Genomic DNA, 19560 nt, shown 5'->3' with positions numbered 1-19560 from the left:
CTCCCTCGGTCCAGTCAATCTGCCTATCCCGCGTCGTTTCCGACCGCAGCTGCGATCTCGTCGGCACTGGCGAAAGGCCGCGGCAGCATCTGCGCAACGCTACCGTCCGGCCGGAGGACGACCGTCGCAGGCATCACATTTACCACACGCAGCGCGGCCGCGACCCGACGACGGCCGTCCTGCAGCGTCGGCAGCCGAACACCCAACTCCGCCAACCGCAGTAACCCCGCCGTCTCGTTCTCGTCCTGGTGAACCGTCACCACCATCACGTCCGACCCGACCCGCCGCTGATACTCGGCCATCGCGGGAAGTTCGGCCGCGCACGGCGCGCACCAATACGCCCAGAGGTTGAGGACCACGCGGTGTCCGGCCAGCGCGCGGGCGACGTCGACGGCCGAACCGTCGGCGGCGCATTCCACCGTGACGCCGCGCAGCGCGGCCGGGCCGGGGCCCCCGCCGGGCGCGGGACACCGCGGCAGGTTGGCGCGCTCGCGCGGACCCGCCAGCGCGGCGGGTGTGTCGGCGTCGCGGTGCTCCCGGGGGGCGGGCGCCGGTGTTGTCGCGGTCGGTGCCGAATCGTCGTGCAGCGACGCCACCAGCGCCGCGACCAACGCGGCCACCACCGCCAGGATGGCGATGGTCCACCGGGTGGTCCGGGTCAACGTCGCGCGCCCCGGTACTACAGCCCGACCAGGGCCAGCAGGTGCTCGGTTTCCGGGCCCTGGACGAGGGGCGCGGCGAGCAGCGGGTCGGTGGGGCCCAGCCCGAAGGACGGGCAGTCCTTGGCGAGGATGCAGGCACCGCACGCCGGTTTGCGGGCGTGGCAGACGCGGCGGCCGTGGAAGATGACCCGGTGGCTGAGCATGGTCCACTCCCGGCGTTCGATCAGCTCGCCGGCCGCGTGCTCGATCTTGACGGGATCCTTTTCGATGGTCCACCGCCACCGGTGCATCAACCGCGAGAAATGGGTGTCGACGGTGATTCCCGGGATGCCGAAGGCGTTGCCCAGAATCACATTGGCGGTCTTGCGGCCCACCCCGGGCAGGGTGACCAGCTCGGCCATGGTCGACGGCACCTCGCCGTCGAACCGCTCGACGAGGGCCTGCCCCAGCCCGATCAGCGACGACGCCTTGTTGCGGAAGAAACCGGTGGGACGGATGAGGTTTTCCAGTTCGTCGCGGTCGGCTTGCGCATAATCCAGCGCGGAGCGGTATCGCTTGAACAACGCCGGCGTGGTCAGGTTGACCCGCTTGTCGGTGCTCTGCGCCGAGAGGATGGTGGCCACCGTCAGCTCCAGCGGCGTCGTGAAGTCGAGCTCGCAGTGGGCGTCCGGAAACGCTTGCGCCAGTGCGCGATTCATTCGCCGCGCCCGTCGCACCAACCCGACTCGCGTTTCTTTGGACCAACGATCGCCGACGGCACCGTCCGGAGCGGAAGGCGTTGACTTCGAGCGTCCGGATGCCTTTGCCGCTGTCACCTACGACAGAGTACTGATTTCGTGATCTGGCTGAGACCTAAGCCATGTTTACTTTCCCTGTGTCATGGTTGCTGGTGGCGTGCGTTCCCGGGCTGTTGATGCTCGTGACGTTCGGTCTGGGCCGGCTGGAATCCGACCTCGCCCACGACACCGTCTCCGTGGCCGACGTCGACGAATTCCTCGAGTACGCCGAGGCCGTCGACGTGCACACGCTGGCCCGCGAAGGCATGCCCGAGGCGCTGGAATACCTGCATCGGCGCCAGGCCCTGCGGCCCGTGGATTCACCGCCGGCGCGCCCGGCAATCGGACCGCGGCACGCCAAGCCGGTGTTTGCCACCGCCCTGGGCGACCGCGACGAGGCCGGTCTACCGACGCGGATAAGGCCCCTTTCGCATGTCAATCCACAATTAGGGGGGACTAGACACGTCAATCGTGTGTAGCGTGGCACGTTGGACACAATTGGCCTACCTCTAGACTTGCGTCACACGAGCAGGGTTGGCCTGCCCGTATCACAACTGGAAGCTGAAGAGGCAACGGTGGACGAGATCCTGGCAAGGGCAGGAATCTTCCAAGGGGTTGAGCCCGGCGCGGTCACCGCGCTGACCAAACAATTGCAACCCGTCGACTTCCCGCGCGGGCACACGGTTTTCGCCGAGGGGGAACCGGGCGACCGGCTGTACATCATCGTTTCGGGGAAGGTCAAAATCGGCCGGCGGTCGCCGGACGGCCGCGAGAATCTGCTGACGATCATGGGCCCGTCGGACATGTTCGGCGAGTTGTCGATCTTCGACCCCGGCCCGCGGACTTCCAGCGCGACCACCATCACCGAAGTTCGAGCGGTGTCGATGGACCGCGACGCGCTGCGGGCCTGGATCGCCGACCGCCCGGAAATCGCCGAGCAACTGCTGCGGGTCCTCGCCCGACGGCTGCGCCGGACCAACAACAACCTCGCCGACCTGATCTTCACCGACGTGCCCGGCAGGGTGGCCAAGCAGCTGCTGCAGCTGGCCCAGCGGTTCGGCACCCAGGAGGGCGGCGCGATGCGGGTCACCCACGACCTCACCCAAGAGGAGATCGCCCAACTCGTCGGCGCCTCGCGGGAAACGGTCAACAAGGCCCTGGCCGACTTCGCCCACCGCGGCTGGATCCGCCTGGAGGGCAAGAGCGTGCTGATCTCGGACTCCGAGCGGCTGGCGCGGCGCGCGCGCTGATCCCGGTTGCGCCGAGCCTGTAATTTTGCAGGCCCCTACTCGCACTTCTCCTGCAAAACTTCAGTCTCGACGCAGGTAGTCCAGTTGCGCCTGCACCGACCATTCGGCCACGTCCCAGAGCTTCTCGTCGACGTCGACGTAGACGTACTCGACGATCTCCCGCGTGGTGGCCTCATTACCGAGATCCCACAGCGCGGCGCGCACCTGCTCCAGACGTTCGTGCCGGTGCGTCAGGTAGCCGGACGCGACGGATTCCAGGTCGTGCAGCTGGGGGCCGTGCCCGGGCAGCACCGTGCGCCGGCCCAATCCGCGCAGCCGCCGCAGTGATTCCAGGTAGTCGGCCAGGCTGCCGTCCTCCTTGTCGATGACGGTGGTGCCGCGGCCCAGCACGGTGTCGGCGGTCAGCACGGCGTCGTCGAGCAGGAACGACAGCGAGTCGGCGGTGTGACCGGGCGTCGCCATCACCTTGATCTTGAGGCCGGCCGCATCGATCACTTCGCCGTCGGTCAGGTGACCGCCCAGGCCGCGCAGGAATCCGCTGCCCGCGGACCGGACCGTCGCCCCGGTCAGCTCGACCAGCTTGTCGATGCCGTCGGTGTGGTCGCCGTGCCGGTGGCTGATCAGGACCAGCGCGACGCGGCCCAGCGCGGCGATCCGGGCGATGTGTTCGTCGTCGTCGGGGCCGGGATCCACGATCACCAGCTCGTCGCTACCCGGCCCGCGCAGCACCCAGGTGTTGGTGCCCTCCAGCGTCATCAGGCCGGGGTTGTCGGCCAGCAGCACCGAGGCAGTGTCGGTGACCGCCCGCAGCCTGCCGTATGCGGGATGGGTCAGCGACTCTGCGGTCTCGGTCACGGGCGTCAGCCGACCTCCACGATCAGCTCCACTTCCACCGGCGCGTCCAGCGGCAGCTCGGCCACGCCGACCGCCGAACGCGCGTGCGCGCCTCGCTCGCCGAACACCTCGCCGAGCAGGTCGGAGGCGCCGTTGACGACGCCGGGCTGGCCGTGGAAACCCGGTGCCGATGCGACGAACCCGACGACCTTGACCACCCGCGCGACGGTGTCGATGCCGACCAGCGAGTGCACCGCGGCCAGCGCGTTGAGCGCGCAGATCCGCGCCAGCGACTTGGCGTCCTCGGGGCTGACCTCGGCACCGACCTTGCCGGTCCGCGGGAGCTTTCCGCCGTCCATCGGCAGCTGACCGGAGGTGTAGACCAGGTTGCCGGTCCGCACCGCGGGAACGTACGACGCCAGCGGCGCAACCACCTCGGGAAGCGTGAGGCCGAGCTGCCCGAGCCGGGCCGATGCGCTCATCTCTACTTGGGGCGCTTCAGATATGCGACGTGCTGCTCGCCGGTGGGCCCGGGCAGTACGGACACCAACTCCCAGCCGTCCGCCCCCCACTGGTCGAGGATCTGTTTGGTGGCGTGCGTCAGCAGCGGGACCGTGACGTATTCCCATGCGGTGGGTTGGCTCATGACGCGAGCTTATCGGTCGGCTTTCCAGGGCTCTGGCCAGCCCAAGGGCGGTGCGGCGGCCGGGCTAGCATGCGAAGGTGGCATCCACTCCTAACGGCGGTAGTTCCGTCGGTTGGCCCGCCCGCTTGTCGAAGGCGCGCTTACATTTCGTGACCGGCAAGGGCGGGACGGGTAAGTCGACGGTCGCGGCCGCGCTCGCCCTGACGCGGGCGGCGGGCGGCCGCAAGGTCCTGCTCATCGAAGTCGAAGGCCGCCAAGGGATTGCGCAACTCTTCGACGTGCCGCCGCTGCCCTACGAGGAGCTCAAGATCGCCACCGCCGAGCGCGGCGGTCAGGTCAACGCGCTGGCCATCGACATCGAGGCCGCGTTCCTGGAATACCTGGACATGTTCTACAACCTGGGCATCGCGGGCCGGGCGATGCGACGCATCGGCGCCATCGAATTCGCGACGACGATCGCGCCCGGCCTGCGCGACGTGCTGCTCACCGGCAAGATCAAGGAGTCGGTGGTCCGCCTCGAGAAGGGGGCCAAGAACCCGGTCTACGACGCGGTCGTCGTCGACGCGCCGCCGACGGGCCGCATCGCGCGCTTCCTCGATGTCACCAAGGCGGTGTCCGACCTTGCCAAGGGCGGGCCGGTGCACTCGCAATCCGAGGGTGTGGTGAAGCTGCTGCACTCCGATCAGACCGCCATCCATCTGGTCACTCTGTTGGAGGCGCTGCCGGTGCAGGAAACGCTCGAGGCCATCGAGGAGCTTGCCGAGATGGAGCTGCCGATCGGCAGCGTGATCGTGAACCGCAACATCCCGTCGTTCCTCGAGCCGCGCGATCTGGCGAAGGCCGCCGAGGGCGACGTGGACGCGGACTCCGTGCGGGCCGGTCTCGAGATGGCCGGAATCAAGCTCGGCGACAGCGACTTTGCGGGCCTGCTGACGGAGACCATTCAGCACGCGACCCGGATCACCGCACGCGCCGAGACGGCGCAGCAACTCGACGCGTTGAAGGTCCCGCGGCTGGAGCTGCCGGCGATTTCCGACGGTGTCGACCTCGGAAGTCTGTACGAGCTGTCGGAAACGCTTGCGCAGCAGGGGGTCCGATGAGCGCAACGCCGAAAACCCTTGATATGGCCGCGATCCTGGCCGACCGATCCAATCGGGTGGTCGTGTGTTGCGGCGCCGGCGGGGTGGGCAAGACGACCACTGCGGCGGCGATGGCGTTGCGTGCCGCCGAATACGGCCGCACGGTCTGCGTTTTGACGATCGACCCGGCCAAGCGGCTGGCGCAGGCGCTCGGGGTCAACGACCTCGGCAACACCCCGCAGCGAGTCCCGCTGGCGCCCGAAGTGCCGGGCGAGCTGCACGCCATGATGCTCGACATGCGCCGCACCTTCGACGAGATGGTGATGCAGTACTCCGGCCCCGAGCGGGCAGAGGCGTTGCTGAACAACCAGTTCTACCAGACGGTCGCCACGTCGCTTGCCGGCACGCAGGAGTACATGGCGATGGAGAAGCTCGGCCAATTGCTGAACCAGGACCGCTGGGACCTCATCGTGGTGGACACCCCGCCGTCTCGCAACGCGCTGGACTTTCTGGATGCGCCAAAACGACTGGGCAGCTTCATGGATAGCCGGTTGTGGCGGCTGCTGCTCGCACCCGGCCGCGGCATCGGCCGATTGGTCACCGGTGCAATGGGTTTGGCCATGAAGGGCATGTCCACAATCATGGGCTCGCAATTGCTCAGCGACATCGGTTCATTCGTGCAGTCACTCGAATCGACCTTCGGCGGTTGGCGGGAAAAGGCCGACCGCACCTACGCGCTGCTGAAGAGGCGCGGCACGCAGTTCGTCGTGGTGTCCGCGGCCGAACCGGACGCGCTGCGCGAGGCGGCCTTCTTCGTCGACCGGCTGTCCCAGGAGGGCATGCCGCTCGCGGGACTGGTCCTGAACCGAACCCACCCCACGCTGTGCTCCCTGCCGGTCGAGCGCGCGATCGACGGCAGCGAGACCCTGGACGCCTCCGATTCCGAGGCCGCCGCGCTGGCTTCCGCCGTGCTGAAGATCCACGCCGACCGGGCGCAAACCGCCAAGCGGGAAATCAGACTGCTGTCCCGTTTCACCGGAGCCCACCCGCATGTGCCGGTCATCGGGGTTCCGTCGCTGCCGTTCGACGTTTCGGATCTGGACGCGCTGCGGGCGCTCGCCGATCAGATCACCGCCATCGGTGACGAGGCGGCCCGCGCGGCGGGCGGCTGAGAAACGCGCCCCTGGTGAGCAGTCAGTCCAGCGAGAATGGGCCAGCCGGGCGCTCGCAGAGGCTATTTGACATGAGCCGTCGCGGTTGGCGTCGGCGGGTTCGTTGCTGTCGAATTCCTATTGGGCACAAGCCAGCTCGTATTGAACACGAGCCAGTAGTGTATTGAACACAGTCCAGTAAGAGTGCCGCTCAGCGTTGTAACAATAGCGTAATCATGAAAACAGATATTTTCAGGACCGTTAGTTCAGGTGCGCCCCGGGTTAGCCGGACGCGTCCTTGGTAACCCCCGGCTCAGCCGACGCTGCGGCCGCGGCGCTTGTCGAAGAAGTCCTGCCAGGAGACGACTTCTGGGTGCTGCTTGAGCAGGGCCCGGCGCTGCCGCTCGGTCATGCCACCCCACACCCCGAACTCGACCTTGTTGTCCAACGCGTCCGCGCCGCACTCCTGCATCACGGGGCAGTGGCGGCAGATCACCGCCGCCTTGCGCTGGGCGGCGCCCCGAACGAACAGTTCATCGGGGTCAGTGGTCCGACATAGCGCCTTCGAAACCCACGCGATCCGTTCCTCGGCGTCAACACTGCGTAATACGCCCTGAGCAGCCGCAATGTTCGTTCGACGCGCGGCCGGCCGTGAACCTGACACGAGCTGTTCCCTTCCTTCCGACCGCTTGTCGCGGCCGCCCTCCTCGGGTGCAGACCCCTGCTGCGATCTACGCCACACCATGCAAATCGGTGTTATCTGAATCTCACCGTGTGTCTAAGTTAGGTGGTCAGGTGGCAATTGCGCAACAGTCTGATAACGCTTTTTTTGGGACGGGCGTGCAGTCTTGCCGAAAAGGATAATGCCGAGCGGGTCCGCGCGCACTTCACCTCGGTGGCTGACCAGTGACGGAACCGAAAATTTTTTGCGGAGCCCCATCGTAAGTTCGCTGGTCACAGCGCGCGAGGAGTTTGGGCCAACTCGTGGCGTGGCCGGCTGACCGGGGGCGGCTACCCTAGAACGCATGTCAGACCGCCCCCCGGCCGTCCTCACGGTTCTCAAGCTCGCGGGGTGCTGCTTGTTGGCCAGCGTCGTCGCCACAGCCCTGATGTTTCCGCTCGCGGGCGGGATCGGGCTGATGTCCAATCGGGCCTCCGAGGTCGTCGCCAACGGGTCCGCCCAGCTGACGCAGGGCGAGGTGCCCGCGGTGTCGACAATGGTCGACAAGAAGGGCAACGTCATCGCGTGGCTCTACTCTCAGCGCCGCTTCGAGGTGCCCACCGACAAGATCGCCAACACCATGAAACTGGCGATCGTCTCGATCGAGGACAAGCGCTTCGCCGACCACAACGGGGTGGACTGGAAGGGCACCCTGACGGGGCTGGCCGGCTATGCCTCCGGCGACGTCGACACCCGCGGCGGCTCGACCATCGAACAGCAGTACATCAAGAACTACCAGCTGCTGGTGACCGCCCAAACCGACGCCGAGAAGCGCGCGGCCGTGGAGACCACCCCGGCGCGCAAGCTGCGCGAGATCCGGATGGCGCTCACGCTGGACAAGACCTTCACCAAGCCGGAGATCCTGACGCGCTACCTGAACCTGGTGTCGTTCGGCAACAACTCCTTCGGGGTGCAGGACGCGGCCCAGACGTACTTCGGCATCAACGCCTCGGACCTGAACTGGCAGCAGGCAGCACTGCTGGCGGGCATGGTGCAGTCGACGAGCGCGCTCAACCCGTACACCAACCCGGACGGCGCCCTGGCCCGGCGGAACCTCGTCCTCGACACCATGATCGAGAACCTGCCCCAGGAGGCCGAAGCGCTACGCGCCGCCAAGGCCACGCCGCTGGGCGTCCTGCCCCAGCCCAACGAGCTGCCCCGCGGCTGCATCGCCGCCGGCGACCGCGCCTTCTTCTGCGACTACGTCCAGGAGTACCTGTCGCGCGCGGGGATCAGTAAGGAACAGGTGGCCCGGGGCGGCTACCTGATCCGCACCACCTTGGACCCCGACGTGCAGATCCCGGTCAAGGCGTCCATCGACAAGTACGCCAGCCCGACCCTCCCGGGCATCTCGAGCGTGATGAGCGTGATCGAGCCGGGCAAGACCTCCCACCACGTGATGGCGATGGCCAGCAACCGCACCTACGGCCTGAACCTCGACGCCGGCGAGACCATGCGACCGCAACCGTTCTCCCTCGTCGGCGACGGCGCCGGGTCGGTGTTCAAGATCTTCACCACCGCCGCCGCGCTGGACATGGGCATGGGCATCAACGCCACGCTGGAGGTTCCGGGCCGGTTCCAGGCCAAGGGCATGGGCAGCGGCGGGGCCAAGGGCTGCCCCAAGGACACCTGGTGCGTCGTCAACGCCGGCAACTACCGGGGCTCGATGAACGTGACCGACGCCCTGGCCACCTCGCCCAACACGGCGTTCGCCAAGCTGATCCAGCAGGTGGGCGTCAGCCGGACGGTGGACATGGCGATCAAGCTGGGCCTGCGGTCCTACGCCGATCCGGGCACCGCGCGCGACTACAACCGCGACAGCAACGAGAGCCTGGCCGACTTCGTCAAACGGCAGAACATCGGCTCGTTCACCCTCGGCCCGATCGAGGTGAACGCGCTGGAGTTGTCCAACGTCGCGGCCACCCTGGCCTCCGGCGGCGTGTGGTGCCCGCCCAACCCCATCGACAAGCTGATCGACCGCAACGGCAACGAGGTCTCCGTCACGACCGAGACCTGCGACCAGGTGGTGCCTGAGGGGCTGGCCAACACCATGGCCAACGCGATGAGCAAGGACGCCGTGGGCAGCGGCACGGCGGCCGGTTCCGCCGGCGCGGCGGGCTGGGACCTGCCCATGTCGGGTAAGACCGGCACCACCGAGGCCCACCGCTCGTCCGGCTTCGTCGGATTCACCAGCCACTACGCGGCGGCCAACTACATCTACGACGACTCGCCCAACCCGACGGATCTGTGCTCCGCCCCGCTGCGCCACTGCGGCGAGGGGGACCTCTACGGCGGCAACGAGCCGGCACGAACGTGGTTCACCGCGATGAAGCCGATCGCTACCAGTTTCGGCGAGGTGAAGCTGCCGCCGACCGACCCCCGCTACGTCGAGGGCTCTCCGGCGTCGCGGGTGCCGTCCGTCACCGGCCTGGACGTCGACGCGGCCCGACAGCGCATCAAGGAGGCGGGCTTCCCGGTCGCCGACCAGACCAACTCCGTGAACAGCAGCGCCAAGGCCGGCGAGGTGGTCGGGACGTCGCCCTCTGGCCAGACGATTCCGGGGTCGATCATCACGATCCAGGTCAGCAACGGCATCCCGCCGGCGCCGCCGCCACCGCCGGAGGGCGCGCCCCCGGTGGTGGGGTCGCAGGTGGTCGAGATTCCCGGCCTGCCGCCGATCACGATCCCGCTGCTGGCGCCCCCGCCGCCGCCCGGGGGGCCGCCCCCTCCGTAACGGGCCTGCAAAACGGACTTGTGGCGCAAGCTATACGCGCCGAGACCGCTACCGGCAGTAGGCTTCCTGCATGGCTGACGTTCGCCCGATTGCCCCGCTGCCCGTCCTGATGCGCACCGGCGCCGTCGTGCTCGGCTCGACCCTGGCCGGCATCGGTTATGCCTCGCTCGTCGAGCGCAACGCGTTCGTCCTGCGCGAGATAACCATGCCCGTCCTGTCACCGGGCTCCACGCCGCTACGGGTGCTGCACATCAGCGATCTGCACATGACGCCCAACCAGCGCCGCAAGCAGGCCTGGTTGCGCGAGCTGGCCGCGTGGGAACCCGACCTGGTCGTCAACACCGGCGACAACCTGGCGCACCCCAAGGCGGTGCCCGCGGTGGTGCAGACGCTGGGCGACCTGCTGTCGCGCCCGGGCGTCTTCGTCTTCGGCAGCAACGACTACTTCGGGCCCCGCCTGAAGAACCCGCTGAACTACCTCACCAACCCGTCCCACCGGGTTCGCGGCGAGCCGCTGCCCTGGCAGGATCTGCGGGCGGCGTTCACCGAGCGCGGCTGGCTCGACCTGACGCACACCCGCCGCGAGTTCGAGGTGGCCGGCCTGCACATCGCCGCCGCGGGCGTGGACGACCCGCACATCGACCGGGACCGTTACGACGCGATCGCGGGGCCGGCCAGCCCGGCCGCGAACCTGCGGCTCGGTCTGACGCACTCCCCGGAGCCCCGGGTGCTGGATCGCTTCGCCGCCGACGGCTACCAGCTGGTGATGGCGGGGCACACGCACGGCGGGCAGCTGTGCCTGCCGTTCTACGGGGCCCTGGTGACAAACTGCGGCCTGGACCGCTCGCGGGCCAAGGGACCGTCGCGCTGGGGCGCGAACATGGCGCTGCACGTCTCGGCCGGGCTCGGCACCTCGCCGTTTGCGCCGGTGCGGTTCTGCTGCCGGCCCGAGGCGACCCTGCTGACGCTGATCGCCAGCCCGATGGGCGACCGCGATTCCACCAGCGACCTGAGCCGTTCACAGCCGACCGCTTCGGTGCGTTGAGCGACCGGACCCGGATCGCGGTCCGCACCCTGCCACGAAGCTGGACGGACGACGCGGTCCGGCTGATCCAGGCCGACGCGCGGCGCAGCGCCGACACCCACCTGCTGCGCTATCCCCTGCCGTCGGCGTGGGGCGGCGACGCGGATGTCGCGCTGTACCTCAAGGACGAGAGCACGCACATCACCGGCAGCCTCAAGCACCGGCTGGCGCGCTCGTTGTTTCTGTACGCGCTGTGCAACGGCTGGATCGGCGAGGGCACCACGGTCGTCGAGGCGTCCTCGGGTTCGACGGCGGTGTCGGAGGCCTACTTCGCGGCCCTGCTGGGGCTGCCGTTCGTCGCGGTGATGCCCGCGTCGACCAGCGCCTCCAAGATCAAGCTGATCGAATCACAAGGCGGCCGTTGTCATTTCGTGACGGATTCGAGCCAGGTGTACGCCGAGGCCGAGCGCGTCGCGAAGGACACCGGCGGCCACTACCTGGACCAGTTCACCAACGCCGAGCGCGCCACCGACTGGCGCGGCAACAACAACATCGCCGAGTCGATCTACGAGCAGATGCGCGACGAGCGGCACCCCGTCCCGGAGTGGATCGTCGTCGGCGCGGGCACCGGCGGCACCAGCGCGACCATTGGCCGCTACATCCGCTACCGGCGCCACGCGACCCGGTTGTGCGTCGTCGACCCGGAGAACTCCGCGTTCTTTCCCGCCTACGCCGAGGACCGCGACGACATCGTGATGCCGGTGTCCTCCCGGATCGAGGGCATCGGTCGACCGCGCGTCGAGCCGTCGTTTCTGCCCGGCGTCGTGGACCGCATGGTCGCGGTGCCCGACGCGGCGTCCATCGCCGCCGCCCGCCACGTCAGCGCCGTGCTGGGGCGCCGGGTGGGGCCGTCGACGGGCACCAACCTCTGGGGCGCCTTCGGGCTGCTCGCCGAGATGGTCTCCCAGGGCCGCAGCGGGTCGGTGGTCACCCTGCTGGCCGACAGCGGCGACCGCTACGCCGACACCTATTTCAGCGACGAGTGGGTCAGCGCGCAGGGGCTCGATCCGTCCGGCCCCGCCGAGGCGCTGGTCGAATTCGAGCGCAGCTGCGCGTGGTCGAGCCCATAGCCAGCGGTTTGGCCAGCCGACCGGCCGGTGCGATACGCTGTCGTGGCTTCAAGCGGGGTGTGGCGCAGCTTGGTAGCGCGCTTCGTTCGGGACGAAGAGGCCGTGGGTTCAAATCCCGCCACCCCGACTGTCACTGGCCCTCCGGCGTCACGCCGGGGCCACCACTCGATTCGCGAACGCGATATCGGATGCGCTATCGCGTTTGAAACGCGCCGGGGCACCGCCGGCGATCATCAGCAGCCCACTGCGCCTACGCATTACGGCGCGGCGCTCATTCGCCGTGAATCCGAGTAGCCGCCTACTCTATCCGCCGCGCATATCCGGGTGAAGTATTAGCGACGTCGGCGACTGCTGGAACCGTCACGGAATTGGCTGGCCCGCTAGTGCGTAGAACTGACCGCGCGGCGACTGCGGGCCGCCATCTGAGCACGAAGGGATGGCGTCATGAATTTTGACGAGCATTGTCGGGGCGACAACGTCCTGGTGAGTTTTATTGCCGCCGCTCCGGCCGACGCGGGTTTTGCGGCTCTGCTGACCGGCTTCATGATCTCCGCGATCGCCTTCTTGCTGGGCAGAGAACGGAGAGAGGACAAAATCCTGCACGCCGTCGCGCTATTTGCGCCAGGGTTGCTGGTTCTGGCACTGGCTTGCAATCAGTTTGTCGGTATCACGGCGCAAGCCCCGGCTAAATCCGGCGACCAGGTCATACAAGGCTCGGCAAAAGTCGCCTGCAGCGTCGGCTGGACGCAGGGAACGACCGCGAACGGCATGTTGGGCGTGGGCTTCGTCGTCGCGGTCGCCGGACTGGTCTGGATGATGGCTCACGCGGTGGACGGAAACATTAGCCGGAACGCCCAGGAAAACGGCGCTCAGGACCGCAGAACCCTGATACATCTTGGCAACTTCCTTGTGTTCGTCGCCATTGCCACGGTATCGCTGCTATTGACGAGGGGTTCGCTCGGTTATTACGACCTGATGGGCAGCCTCGGCGTCCATGCGCCGAGTTCTTTGAAGGCCGTAGCTTGGTGGACATTTGGGTTGAGCATGGCTGTTGACGCCCGCATAATCTACGTCCGGACCGCAGGATATTACCGGGTCCGACAGAAAAGAATTGATGGAAAGTGGGACGAACGCGACGAGTCCAAGGTAGCGCGACTTTTGCGACGAGGACCCGTCATCTGCGTAGTGGTGTTGACGGCCGGCATGGCCTTGGTGGCGCCTTTGCACGCCAGTCTCATTTCTAATAATTCTGTGCCCGGCGGCGTAGCGGCATTCTTTGCGGTTGTGTTGGGCATGTTCTTTCCGCTCGTGATTTTCTTGTTTATTTCCGCTTCGGTGCCCGGGCCAGACTTCTGGTATTGGGACGCCTTCCCGGAAACCAAGGAGGACACGACGCGACCGCCTGCAAACGACGACATCGACGGCCGGGCCGTTCCGGCGGCTGATCCTCGCGAGGTCATCGGTACCCAGTCCACCGCCGCGGTCAACGGCCGTATCGCGCCCAAGTAACCGCTGTCGATCTCTTCGGAGCGACGGCCTGCGGGCACAGATCACGGCACGTGGCGGCTAGCCTTCCAACTCGGGTTGGACCCGCCGACGATCGGCCCGCGCCCAGATCTGCACCTGCTCCCTACCGACGAGGCGGCAACGGTGCGTCGTCGCTAACTGGCGGGCGGCCTTCGTGAACCCCTGATTGGTCACCACGACCGTTTGGTTGCACCGGTGGTGCAGGGCGCCGGCCACCACCTGCTGGACGGCGGCCACCCCGACGGCCTTCGCCTGCCTCTTGCATTGGACCGCCATGCACGCGCCGTCGCGCTTCGCGATCAGATCCACACCGTAGTCACCCGTGCTGGCGGTGTGCGCGACGCTCCACCCCACGGTTCGAAGCTGTGCCGCAACGAATTCCTCGAACTCGACGCCCGACATTTGGTCGATGGCCGCCAGGTCCGACGCCGCGTATCGCATGTCGCGCCGTCGCTGCCGCCCGACGTTATAACGGTCGCGTCGGAGGCCGAGCCACAGCAGGGCGACGACGGTCAGGGCGAGGCCGGTCAGACCGGCCGAAAATCCCGCCGGGACGCTGCCGGTGGCGTGCTGGGCGAAATACCAAGGGACAGCGAACCCCAACAGCAGCAAGGACCCGGCGGCTATCTCCATGACTCCCCACGGTGGCGATGCGGACTCGTGCGATGAACGTAGCGGAGGGTTACGACAATTCAGCGGAGGCGGAACCGAACCCGGGTCCCGTAGCGCGGCGCGAGCATGATGGAGCGCCGCACGATCCTCTCCGGCTTCTCGTCGACGGCGGTGAACTCGCCCTCGCGCAGCAGCGTGTGCAGCACGGTGATCAGCTCGCGCATCGAGAACGCGGCGCCCAGACACCGTTTGATGCCGCCGCCGAACGGCACCCACGCGTAGGTCTCGGGCCGGGTGCCGAGGAATCTCTCCGGGCGGAACTCGTTGGGGCGCTCGTAGGTGCGCGGGTTGCGGTTGATCGCGATGATGTGGACGACGATGCGCGTGCCGGGCTCGACGAGGTAGCCGCCGATCGGAAACGGTTGCGCCGCAACGCGGGCCGTGAACGGCGCCGGCGGCCGGACCCGCAGCGTCTCGTGGATCACGGCGGTCGTGAAGGCCTCCTCCCCGCTCAACGCTTCGTCCTGTACCCGTCGTAGCGCATCGGGGTGGTGCAGCAGCAGGTCGAAGACCCACGCCAGCGTCGTCGCGGTGGTCTCGTGACCGGCCAGCATCAGAGTGATCACGTCGTCGCGAATCTCGCTGTCGGACAGCCGTTCCCCGTCGTCGCCGCGGGCACACATCAGCAACGAGAGGATGTCGAGCTGCTCGCTCAAGCGGGGGTCTTCTCGCCGTCGCGCGATGAGCGGCATGACGACGCCGTCGATCTCGTCGTTGGCCCGCGCCCGCTGCGGCCACACCCTTAGCGCGCCGAGGTGACGAAGCGCGTAGCGGACGGTCAATTGCTCTGAGACGCCGAGGTTCAGCAGGCGCTCGAAGGGCCGGCCCAGCCGGCGGACCTCCTCGGGATCATCGACGCCGAAGGTGACCCTGACGATCACGTCCAGCGTCAGCGCCCGCGCCGCCTTCAGCATTTCGAACGGTCGGTCGACGGGCCAGCTGTGCATCGCCGCGCGGGCGCAGTCCTGCATGATCGGTACGTAACTGCTCAGCGCGGCGCCGTGCAGCGGGGGTGTCAGCAGCTTGCGCCGGCGCAGATGCTCCGGCTCCTCCTGGACGAACATCGACCCCGAGCCGTAGATGGCCGCCGCCGGTCCCACGCCCTCGCCGCCGAGCAGCACGTCCGGCGGCGCGGTGAAAACCTGCTTGACCAGTTCGGGGTCCGACACGATCGCCACGTTGCCCAGGCTGAGAACCGGCATGGTCATGATCGGCCCGTAGCGGCGGATCAACCGCAGCATCCGCCGCTCGCCGCCGACAAGATAGGCGGCCGCATACGCCGCGGCGAACATTGGCCGCAGCGTGCGCGGAGCCGGCAGGCCGGGCGGACGGCTCAAGGGCACGCTGACGACAGAAACACGGCGGGCCTAGCTGGTCAAGGCCGCCCGCGACGGGGTTACGCGCAGTCTGCGCAGACTGGAAGACCCGAGCTCGAGGGGCGCAACCGGCTGCGGTGCTGCACTAGAAAGCAGCTTGAACACGTGAACTCGTCGGAGCGCTGCGGTATCACCGTCACCGACAATTCCTCGCCGGAAAGATCCGCGCCCGGCAGCTCGAAGAAGACGACGTCGTTGGGGTCCTCGTCGACGACCGCTGTCGGTGAGCCGGTGGTCGCGAGCTCGCGTAGTGCGGATGCATCCTGGGTCTCGACGTCGGGTATGCGGCGTGCGTCGTAATCGCTGGTGGTCGTCATGGCTGTTCCTCCCTGCTGGACGACGGGTTGACGCACTTGCCTGTACTCACCCGTGGGTCAGTCGATACCCCGATCAACTGCCGATAACACCTACTCGGCCCAAAAAATTGCGTGAACGACAATTGAGCGCCTCCCATGTCGGGTGGAGGGCCGACTCAGCAGGCGATTGGCGCCTTGACGCGCGCCGTGGAGTCGTCGGCTCTGGTGCCGTGCAGAAACAGTGCGACGTTGAAGGCCCGTCGCTGACTCCGCGATACAAAAGCCAGGCCGAACCAGGGCGCCACGACGGCGAGGAACAGCGCAAGGACCGCCACCCCCGGATGCCCGGCGACCAGCGCAAGAACGCCAACCGCCAGGCCGACCGCCCAGACGGCGGCAGCCACGAGGCCCGCGACGGTGGGGCGCAACGGGCCGGACGTGTCGAACATGCGCCCCTTATGCCCGGTCAGCCCGAAAATTAAACATTTCGGCTGCGGCGCGGCCGCGCAACGGTCAACTGCTCGGCGGCGGTGCGGGCTCGTCGGAATGCGTTGCCTGCCAGCGCAGTTCGGCCGCCCGCACCTTGCGGTGGGTCTGCAACAGCCAGGCCACACCGGCGGCGCCCGACACGGCCGCCAACAGCACGACCACCGAACCGACCAGGACATGGCCGGTCGCGAACGCGTACAGGCCGATCACCAGGGCGACCACCGCGACGGCCGCCCACGCGAGGCCTGGAGCATTGGCGGCGTACGTGAACGATTCGCCGGCATGCTGACGAGAAGTTCGGTGGTGGTCAACCGGGTCGCTTTTCGGGGTTCGCAAATTCTCTCCTCGTGAAAAAGCTTTTGTGCCAGTGCTGTTCGCAGGGCAGATCGCGCCGAAGCCTCGTCGAGGTCTACCCACCGCCCCCATGGGCCAAACGGCGGCTCGTGTCAGCCGGCCCCGCCGCGGGTATGCCCCGCGCATGCACAAAGCGCCCGCCGTCCTGTTTGACGTGGACGGGACCCTCGTCGATTCCAACTATCTGCACGTCTACGCGTGGCAGCGCGCCTTCGACGCCGAAGGCATGCCGGTCGCGGGGTGGCAGATCCACCGCTGCATCGGCATGGACGGCGACACGTTGGTGCGCACGCTTTCCAACGACGCACCCGATGACGTGCAGGACCGGCTCAGCGACGGGCACAGCCGCTACTACCGCGAGGTCACAGGGTTACTGGCCCCGTTGCCCGGGGCCCGCGAGCTTTTGCACCGCGTCGCCGACCTCGGACTGCAAGTGGTGCTGGCCAGTTCGGCGCCCGACGACGAACTCAAAACCCTGCTCAAGACGCTCGACTGCGACGACGTCATCGGCGAGAAGACGTCGTCACGCGACGTCGACACCGCCAAACCCGACCCGGGCATCGTGCAGGTGGCGCTGGACCGGGCCGGCGTGGACGCCGACCACGCGGTGCTCGTCGGCGACGCCGTGTGGGACGCCCACGCCGCCGCCGCCGCGGGACTGCCGTGCATCGGGCTGTTGAGCGGCGGCATCTCCCGCGCCGAATTGGAGTCGGCCGGCGCGTCACCGATTTTCACCGATCCGCAAGATCTCCTCGAGCAGCTGGACTCCAGCCCGATCGGGGCGCTACATACCGTGAGTGCGCAGCAACAGCGGTAAGAGCCACCAAAAGAACGCAAACAGCGCCAGCGCACAAGCCCCGGCTATGAGCCCGGCGCTGCGTCCGGCGACCGAATCGAAAACGATGACCGTCACCCCGGTCAGCGCGCTGCCCAGCAGGCCCAGCCCGGCGTAGGCGCACCGATGCGCGGCCGACACCAGGACCTGGAGGCGATGGCGCCGGAATAGCAGCCGGTGAATGCCGACGGGGGCGACGAGCAGCACCGTGGCGCCCACCGAACAGCCGACCGTCACCAGGTACACGATCCGCATGGGTTCGGTGAGAACGTCGAAGCGCTGCTGGAACGGCAGCGTCAGCAGGAAACCGGTGAGCAGCTGGACGCCGGTCTGCACCACGCGCAGCTCCTGCAGCAGGCTGTTCCAATTGCGGTCCAGCCGTTCGATTTCGGTCTCGCCGCGCTGATCGCGATCCCACCGCTGATCGTCTTCGGGATGATCGACGTCGTCACCCATAGCACCGATCATCCCACCGGACGCTTGGTTTCAGTCCCCGGTTACCCGCCCGAAGCGCCTGGGCTGAACTTCTGGCGAAACTTCACGCTGATGCGATAGGGCCGCGAAGGCGCGTCAGCGGTTGGCGTTGCCGTCCCGGACGGCGGTCAACGCGTCGTCCAGCGTCGGGTACAGCGGGAAGGTCTTGTCCAGGCCGGTGAGGTGGATCGGTCTCCTGGTCGCGGGCCCCCGCGCGACGACACCGAACTCGGTGGACTTCCCGAGTTTTTCGTACGTCGCGGCCAGGATCTTCAGCCCGACCGACCCGAGGAACTCCACCGCGGAAAGGTCGATGACCAGTGCCGTCGGACCGTCCGCGATCACCGCGCCGATGGCCTGTTCGAGCGCCGGAGCGGTGACCAGATCGATTTCGCCGCTGACGCTGACCACGGACACACCGTCGTGGTCGGTGACCAGCGTGGTAATCGAATCGGGAGCTGACAATGGCGATCCTTTGTCCGGGCCGTGAAGTGTGGTGCAAGCCTAGCCTGCCATGCGAACTGCGAGAAGAATATGCCCTCGACACCTGCTACGCGATTGCCCAGGCTAGTCTCCCCATAGGCATACTGCGGAGCGCGACGCGGCACATGGGAGGCCAGATGTCAGATTCGCCGTTGGATCTCGGAACCACCAGCATCGCCGCGCAGACGGTCAGCGAGGGCCTGCTGCCCCAGCTGGTCCAGCACCTGCGCCAGAACCGCACGGTATTGCGCGAGGTGTGGGCCCGCAGGATCACCGAGGCCGAACTCCTCACGGCGATGACGCCGGAGGAGATCTTCTCCGAGGCGACGACGGTTTACGACAGCTACGTCGAGGTGCTCGAGACCGGTAGCGTCGAGGCGCTGCAGGACTACGCCCGCGATCTGTCGGAACGCATCATCCCGCGAGGCGTGGAAACCGACGAGGTCCTCGGCATCGTGCTGCTGCTGCGCGACGTGCTGGCGCGATCGCTGTTCGAGAAGTATCAGACCGACTTCGAAATGCTCAACCGCGTCCTCGACGCCTACGAACCGGCGGCCAACCGGATCGCCAACACCGTGGCCGTGTCCTTCGTGCAGGAACGCGAGCGCATCATTCGCCAGCAGCAGGAGGCCATCCGCGAGCTGTCCACGCCGGTGCTGCAGGTGCGCGAGCAGTTGCTGATTCTGCCGATCATCGGCGTGCTCGACAGCCAGCGGGCCCGCCAGGTCACCGAGCAGCTGCTGCGGGCGATCCGCGCGAACCGCGCGAAGGTCGTCGTCATCGACATCACCGGTGTGCCGACCATCGACTCCACCGTGGCGAACCACCTGGTGCAGACGGTCGACGCGTCGGGCCTGATGGGCGCCAGCGTGATCATCACCGGCCTGTCCTCCGAGATCGCGCTGACCCTGGTCACCATCGGGCTCGACCTGTCGAAGATGAACGCCGTCGGCGACCTGCAGGGCGGCATCGAAGAGGCCGAACGCCTGCTCGGTTACGAAGTCACACGCACCGGCGAACAGACCGGATAACCACCATCAGCACGAG

23 protein-coding genes and 1 tRNA gene are annotated in these 19560 nt (G+C 67.6%); 11 read left to right on the top strand and 13 right to left on the bottom strand.

Going from position 1 to position 19560, the window contains the following annotated elements; genetic code table 11:
- Positions 1-23: 23 nt before the first annotated feature.
- Positions 24-662: a TlpA disulfide reductase family protein gene (locus A9X00_RS20480; RefSeq protein ID WP_067157557.1), complete on the bottom strand. Its 639-nt coding sequence runs from the start codon at positions 660-662 to the stop codon at positions 24-26.
- Between the two features lie 17 nt (positions 663-679).
- The gene (gene nth / locus A9X00_RS20475; protein WP_067157554.1) at positions 680-1360 is read right to left on the bottom strand and encodes an endonuclease III; all 681 of its coding nucleotides are present in this window, start codon (positions 1358-1360) and stop codon (positions 680-682) included.
- A 161-nt stretch (positions 1361-1521) separates the two neighbouring features.
- On the opposite strand from nth, the gene A9X00_RS20470 reads away from it, so the two are divergent.
- Together A9X00_RS20470 and crp are read left to right on the top strand one after the other, a co-directional pair.
- Entirely contained in the window at positions 1522-1917 is a 396-nt protein-coding gene (locus A9X00_RS20470; protein ID WP_067157551.1) for a hypothetical protein, read from the top strand.
- Positions 1918-2013: 96 nt separating this feature from the next.
- A complete protein-coding gene (gene crp, locus A9X00_RS20465) occupies positions 2014-2688 on the top strand; it encodes a cAMP-activated global transcriptional regulator CRP (protein WP_036465140.1) in 675 nt (224 codons plus the stop codon).
- Positions 2689-2748: 60 nt separating this feature from the next.
- On the opposite strand, the gene A9X00_RS20460 is transcribed toward crp, so the two are convergent.
- Genes A9X00_RS20460 through A9X00_RS30860 form a run of 3 tightly spaced genes read right to left on the bottom strand, consistent with a single transcriptional unit; the run spans position 2749 to position 4168 of the window.
- Positions 2749-3543 (bottom strand): MBL fold metallo-hydrolase, encoded by a 795-nt coding sequence (locus A9X00_RS20460; RefSeq protein WP_067157549.1) that lies wholly within the window; start codon positions 3541-3543, stop codon positions 2749-2751.
- Between the two features lie 5 nt (positions 3544-3548).
- Positions 3549-4004: a RidA family protein gene (locus tag A9X00_RS20455; protein ID WP_067157546.1), complete on the bottom strand. Its 456-nt coding sequence runs from the start codon at positions 4002-4004 to the stop codon at positions 3549-3551.
- Between the two features lie 2 nt (positions 4005-4006).
- Complete coding sequence (locus A9X00_RS30860) at positions 4007-4168, bottom strand: DUF4177 domain-containing protein (protein ID WP_007166633.1); 162 nt, start codon at positions 4166-4168, stop codon at positions 4007-4009.
- Positions 4169-4245: 77 nt separating this feature from the next.
- On the opposite strand from A9X00_RS30860, the gene A9X00_RS20450 reads away from it, so the two are divergent.
- On the top strand, positions 4246-5268 hold the full coding sequence (locus tag A9X00_RS20450; RefSeq protein WP_067157543.1) for an ArsA family ATPase: 1023 nt from the start codon (positions 4246-4248) through the stop codon (positions 5266-5268).
- Positions 5265-6419 (top strand): ArsA family ATPase, encoded by a 1155-nt coding sequence (locus A9X00_RS20445; RefSeq protein ID WP_067157540.1) that lies wholly within the window; start codon positions 5265-5267, stop codon positions 6417-6419. The genes A9X00_RS20450 and A9X00_RS20445 overlap by 4 nt, the downstream gene beginning before the upstream one ends.
- Before the next feature lie 292 nt (positions 6420-6711).
- On the opposite strand, the gene A9X00_RS20440 is transcribed toward A9X00_RS20445, so the two are convergent.
- Positions 6712-7062, bottom strand: a complete 351-nt coding sequence (locus A9X00_RS20440) for a WhiB family transcriptional regulator (protein ID WP_066938055.1) — start codon at positions 7060-7062, stop codon at positions 6712-6714.
- Positions 7063-7423: 361 nt separating this feature from the next.
- Between A9X00_RS20440 and ponA2 the strand changes: the two genes are divergently transcribed.
- From ponA2 to A9X00_RS20415, 5 genes are all read left to right on the top strand, one after another.
- On the top strand, positions 7424-9853 hold the full coding sequence (ponA2, locus tag A9X00_RS20435; RefSeq protein WP_067157535.1) for a transglycosylase/D,D-transpeptidase PonA2: 2430 nt from the start codon (positions 7424-7426) through the stop codon (positions 9851-9853).
- A gap of 70 nt (positions 9854-9923) precedes the next feature.
- Positions 9924-10898, top strand: coding sequence for a metallophosphoesterase (locus A9X00_RS20430; protein WP_067157532.1), 975 nt, complete (start codon positions 9924-9926; stop codon positions 10896-10898).
- Complete coding sequence (locus A9X00_RS20425; protein WP_067157529.1) at positions 10895-12007, top strand: PLP-dependent cysteine synthase family protein; 1113 nt, start codon at positions 10895-10897, stop codon at positions 12005-12007. The genes A9X00_RS20430 and A9X00_RS20425 overlap by 4 nt, the downstream gene beginning before the upstream one ends.
- Before the next feature lie 53 nt (positions 12008-12060).
- Positions 12061-12134 (top strand) — tRNA-Pro (locus tag A9X00_RS20420).
- Between the two features lie 317 nt (positions 12135-12451).
- Positions 12452-13516 (top strand): hypothetical protein, encoded by a 1065-nt coding sequence (locus tag A9X00_RS20415; RefSeq protein ID WP_156772198.1) that lies wholly within the window; start codon positions 12452-12454, stop codon positions 13514-13516.
- 57 nt (positions 13517-13573) lie between these two features.
- On the opposite strand, the gene A9X00_RS20410 is transcribed toward A9X00_RS20415, so the two are convergent.
- From A9X00_RS20410 to A9X00_RS20390, 5 genes are all read right to left on the bottom strand, one after another.
- The gene (locus A9X00_RS20410) at positions 13574-14167 is read right to left on the bottom strand and encodes a restriction endonuclease (protein WP_067157523.1); all 594 of its coding nucleotides are present in this window, start codon (positions 14165-14167) and stop codon (positions 13574-13576) included.
- A gap of 59 nt (positions 14168-14226) precedes the next feature.
- Entirely contained in the window at positions 14227-15498 is a 1272-nt protein-coding gene (locus tag A9X00_RS20405; RefSeq protein WP_067157520.1) for a cytochrome P450, read from the bottom strand.
- A 104-nt stretch (positions 15499-15602) separates the two neighbouring features.
- Positions 15603-15899, bottom strand: coding sequence for a DUF4193 domain-containing protein (locus A9X00_RS20400; RefSeq protein WP_067157517.1), 297 nt, complete (start codon positions 15897-15899; stop codon positions 15603-15605).
- A gap of 155 nt (positions 15900-16054) precedes the next feature.
- Positions 16055-16327, bottom strand: coding sequence for a hypothetical protein (locus A9X00_RS20395; RefSeq protein ID WP_067157514.1), 273 nt, complete (start codon positions 16325-16327; stop codon positions 16055-16057).
- 64 nt (positions 16328-16391) lie between these two features.
- Entirely contained in the window at positions 16392-16703 is a 312-nt protein-coding gene (locus A9X00_RS20390; RefSeq protein ID WP_067157511.1) for a hypothetical protein, read from the bottom strand.
- A 142-nt stretch (positions 16704-16845) separates the two neighbouring features.
- Between A9X00_RS20390 and A9X00_RS20385 the strand changes: the two genes are divergently transcribed.
- A complete protein-coding gene (locus A9X00_RS20385; RefSeq protein ID WP_067157508.1) occupies positions 16846-17538 on the top strand; it encodes an HAD family hydrolase in 693 nt (230 codons plus the stop codon).
- Here the strand turns inward: A9X00_RS20385 and A9X00_RS20380 are convergent.
- Both A9X00_RS20380 and A9X00_RS20375 read right to left on the bottom strand, forming a co-directional pair.
- Complete coding sequence (locus A9X00_RS20380; RefSeq protein WP_067157505.1) at positions 17506-18012, bottom strand: DUF6328 family protein; 507 nt, start codon at positions 18010-18012, stop codon at positions 17506-17508. The two genes, A9X00_RS20385 and A9X00_RS20380, sit on opposite strands and share 33 nt — an antisense overlap.
- Positions 18013-18126: 114 nt before the next feature.
- Positions 18127-18495, bottom strand: a complete 369-nt coding sequence (locus A9X00_RS20375; RefSeq protein ID WP_232006891.1) for an STAS domain-containing protein — start codon at positions 18493-18495, stop codon at positions 18127-18129.
- A gap of 155 nt (positions 18496-18650) precedes the next feature.
- Here A9X00_RS20375 and A9X00_RS20370 point away from each other — a divergent pair, with 155 nt between their 5' ends.
- Positions 18651-19544, top strand: coding sequence for an STAS domain-containing protein (locus A9X00_RS20370; protein ID WP_067157502.1), 894 nt, complete (start codon positions 18651-18653; stop codon positions 19542-19544).
- The last annotated feature ends 16 nt before the right edge of the window (positions 19545-19560 follow it).

The sequence above is a fragment of the Mycobacterium sp. 1245805.9 genome (assembly GCF_001672915.1).
In the GTDB taxonomy this organism is placed as follows: domain Bacteria; phylum Actinomycetota; class Actinomycetes; order Mycobacteriales; family Mycobacteriaceae; genus Mycobacterium.
The sequence above is the reverse complement of the archived record's forward strand: the minus strand, read 5'-3'. Positions and strand labels throughout refer to the sequence as shown.

What these genes read in the sequence shown, in the direction of transcription:
- nth (WP_067157554.1), bottom strand. Translation starts at nt 1,360, where the DNA reads ATGAATCGCGCACTGGCGCAAGCGTTTCCGGACGCCCACTGCGAGCTC.
- A9X00_RS20470 (WP_067157551.1), top strand. Translation starts at nt 1,522, where the DNA reads ATGTTTACTTTCCCTGTGTCATGGTTGCTGGTGGCGTGCGTTCCCGGG.
- A9X00_RS20455 (WP_067157546.1), bottom strand. Translation starts at nt 4,004, where the DNA reads ATGAGCGCATCGGCCCGGCTCGGGCAGCTCGGCCTCACGCTTCCCGAG.
- A9X00_RS30860 (WP_007166633.1), bottom strand. Translation starts at nt 4,168, where the DNA reads ATGAGCCAACCCACCGCATGGGAATACGTCACGGTCCCGCTGCTGACG.
- A9X00_RS20445 (WP_067157540.1), top strand. Translation starts at nt 5,265, where the DNA reads ATGAGCGCAACGCCGAAAACCCTTGATATGGCCGCGATCCTGGCCGAC.
- ponA2 (WP_067157535.1), top strand. Translation starts at nt 7,424, where the DNA reads ATGTCAGACCGCCCCCCGGCCGTCCTCACGGTTCTCAAGCTCGCGGGG.
- A9X00_RS20430 (WP_067157532.1), top strand. Translation starts at nt 9,924, where the DNA reads ATGGCTGACGTTCGCCCGATTGCCCCGCTGCCCGTCCTGATGCGCACC.
- A9X00_RS20415 (WP_156772198.1), top strand. Translation starts at nt 12,452, where the DNA reads ATGAATTTTGACGAGCATTGTCGGGGCGACAACGTCCTGGTGAGTTTT.
- A9X00_RS20410 (WP_067157523.1), bottom strand. Translation starts at nt 14,167, where the DNA reads ATGGAGATAGCCGCCGGGTCCTTGCTGCTGTTGGGGTTCGCTGTCCCT.
- A9X00_RS20405 (WP_067157520.1), bottom strand. Translation starts at nt 15,498, where the DNA reads ATGTTCGCCGCGGCGTATGCGGCCGCCTATCTTGTCGGCGGCGAGCGG.
- A9X00_RS20400 (WP_067157517.1), bottom strand. Translation starts at nt 15,899, where the DNA reads ATGACGACCACCAGCGATTACGACGCACGCCGCATACCCGACGTCGAG.
- A9X00_RS20395 (WP_067157514.1), bottom strand. Translation starts at nt 16,327, where the DNA reads ATGTTCGACACGTCCGGCCCGTTGCGCCCCACCGTCGCGGGCCTCGTG.
- A9X00_RS20385 (WP_067157508.1), top strand. Translation starts at nt 16,846, where the DNA reads ATGCACAAAGCGCCCGCCGTCCTGTTTGACGTGGACGGGACCCTCGTC.
- A9X00_RS20380 (WP_067157505.1), bottom strand. Translation starts at nt 18,012, where the DNA reads ATGGGTGACGACGTCGATCATCCCGAAGACGATCAGCGGTGGGATCGC.
- A9X00_RS20370 (WP_067157502.1), top strand. Translation starts at nt 18,651, where the DNA reads ATGTCAGATTCGCCGTTGGATCTCGGAACCACCAGCATCGCCGCGCAG.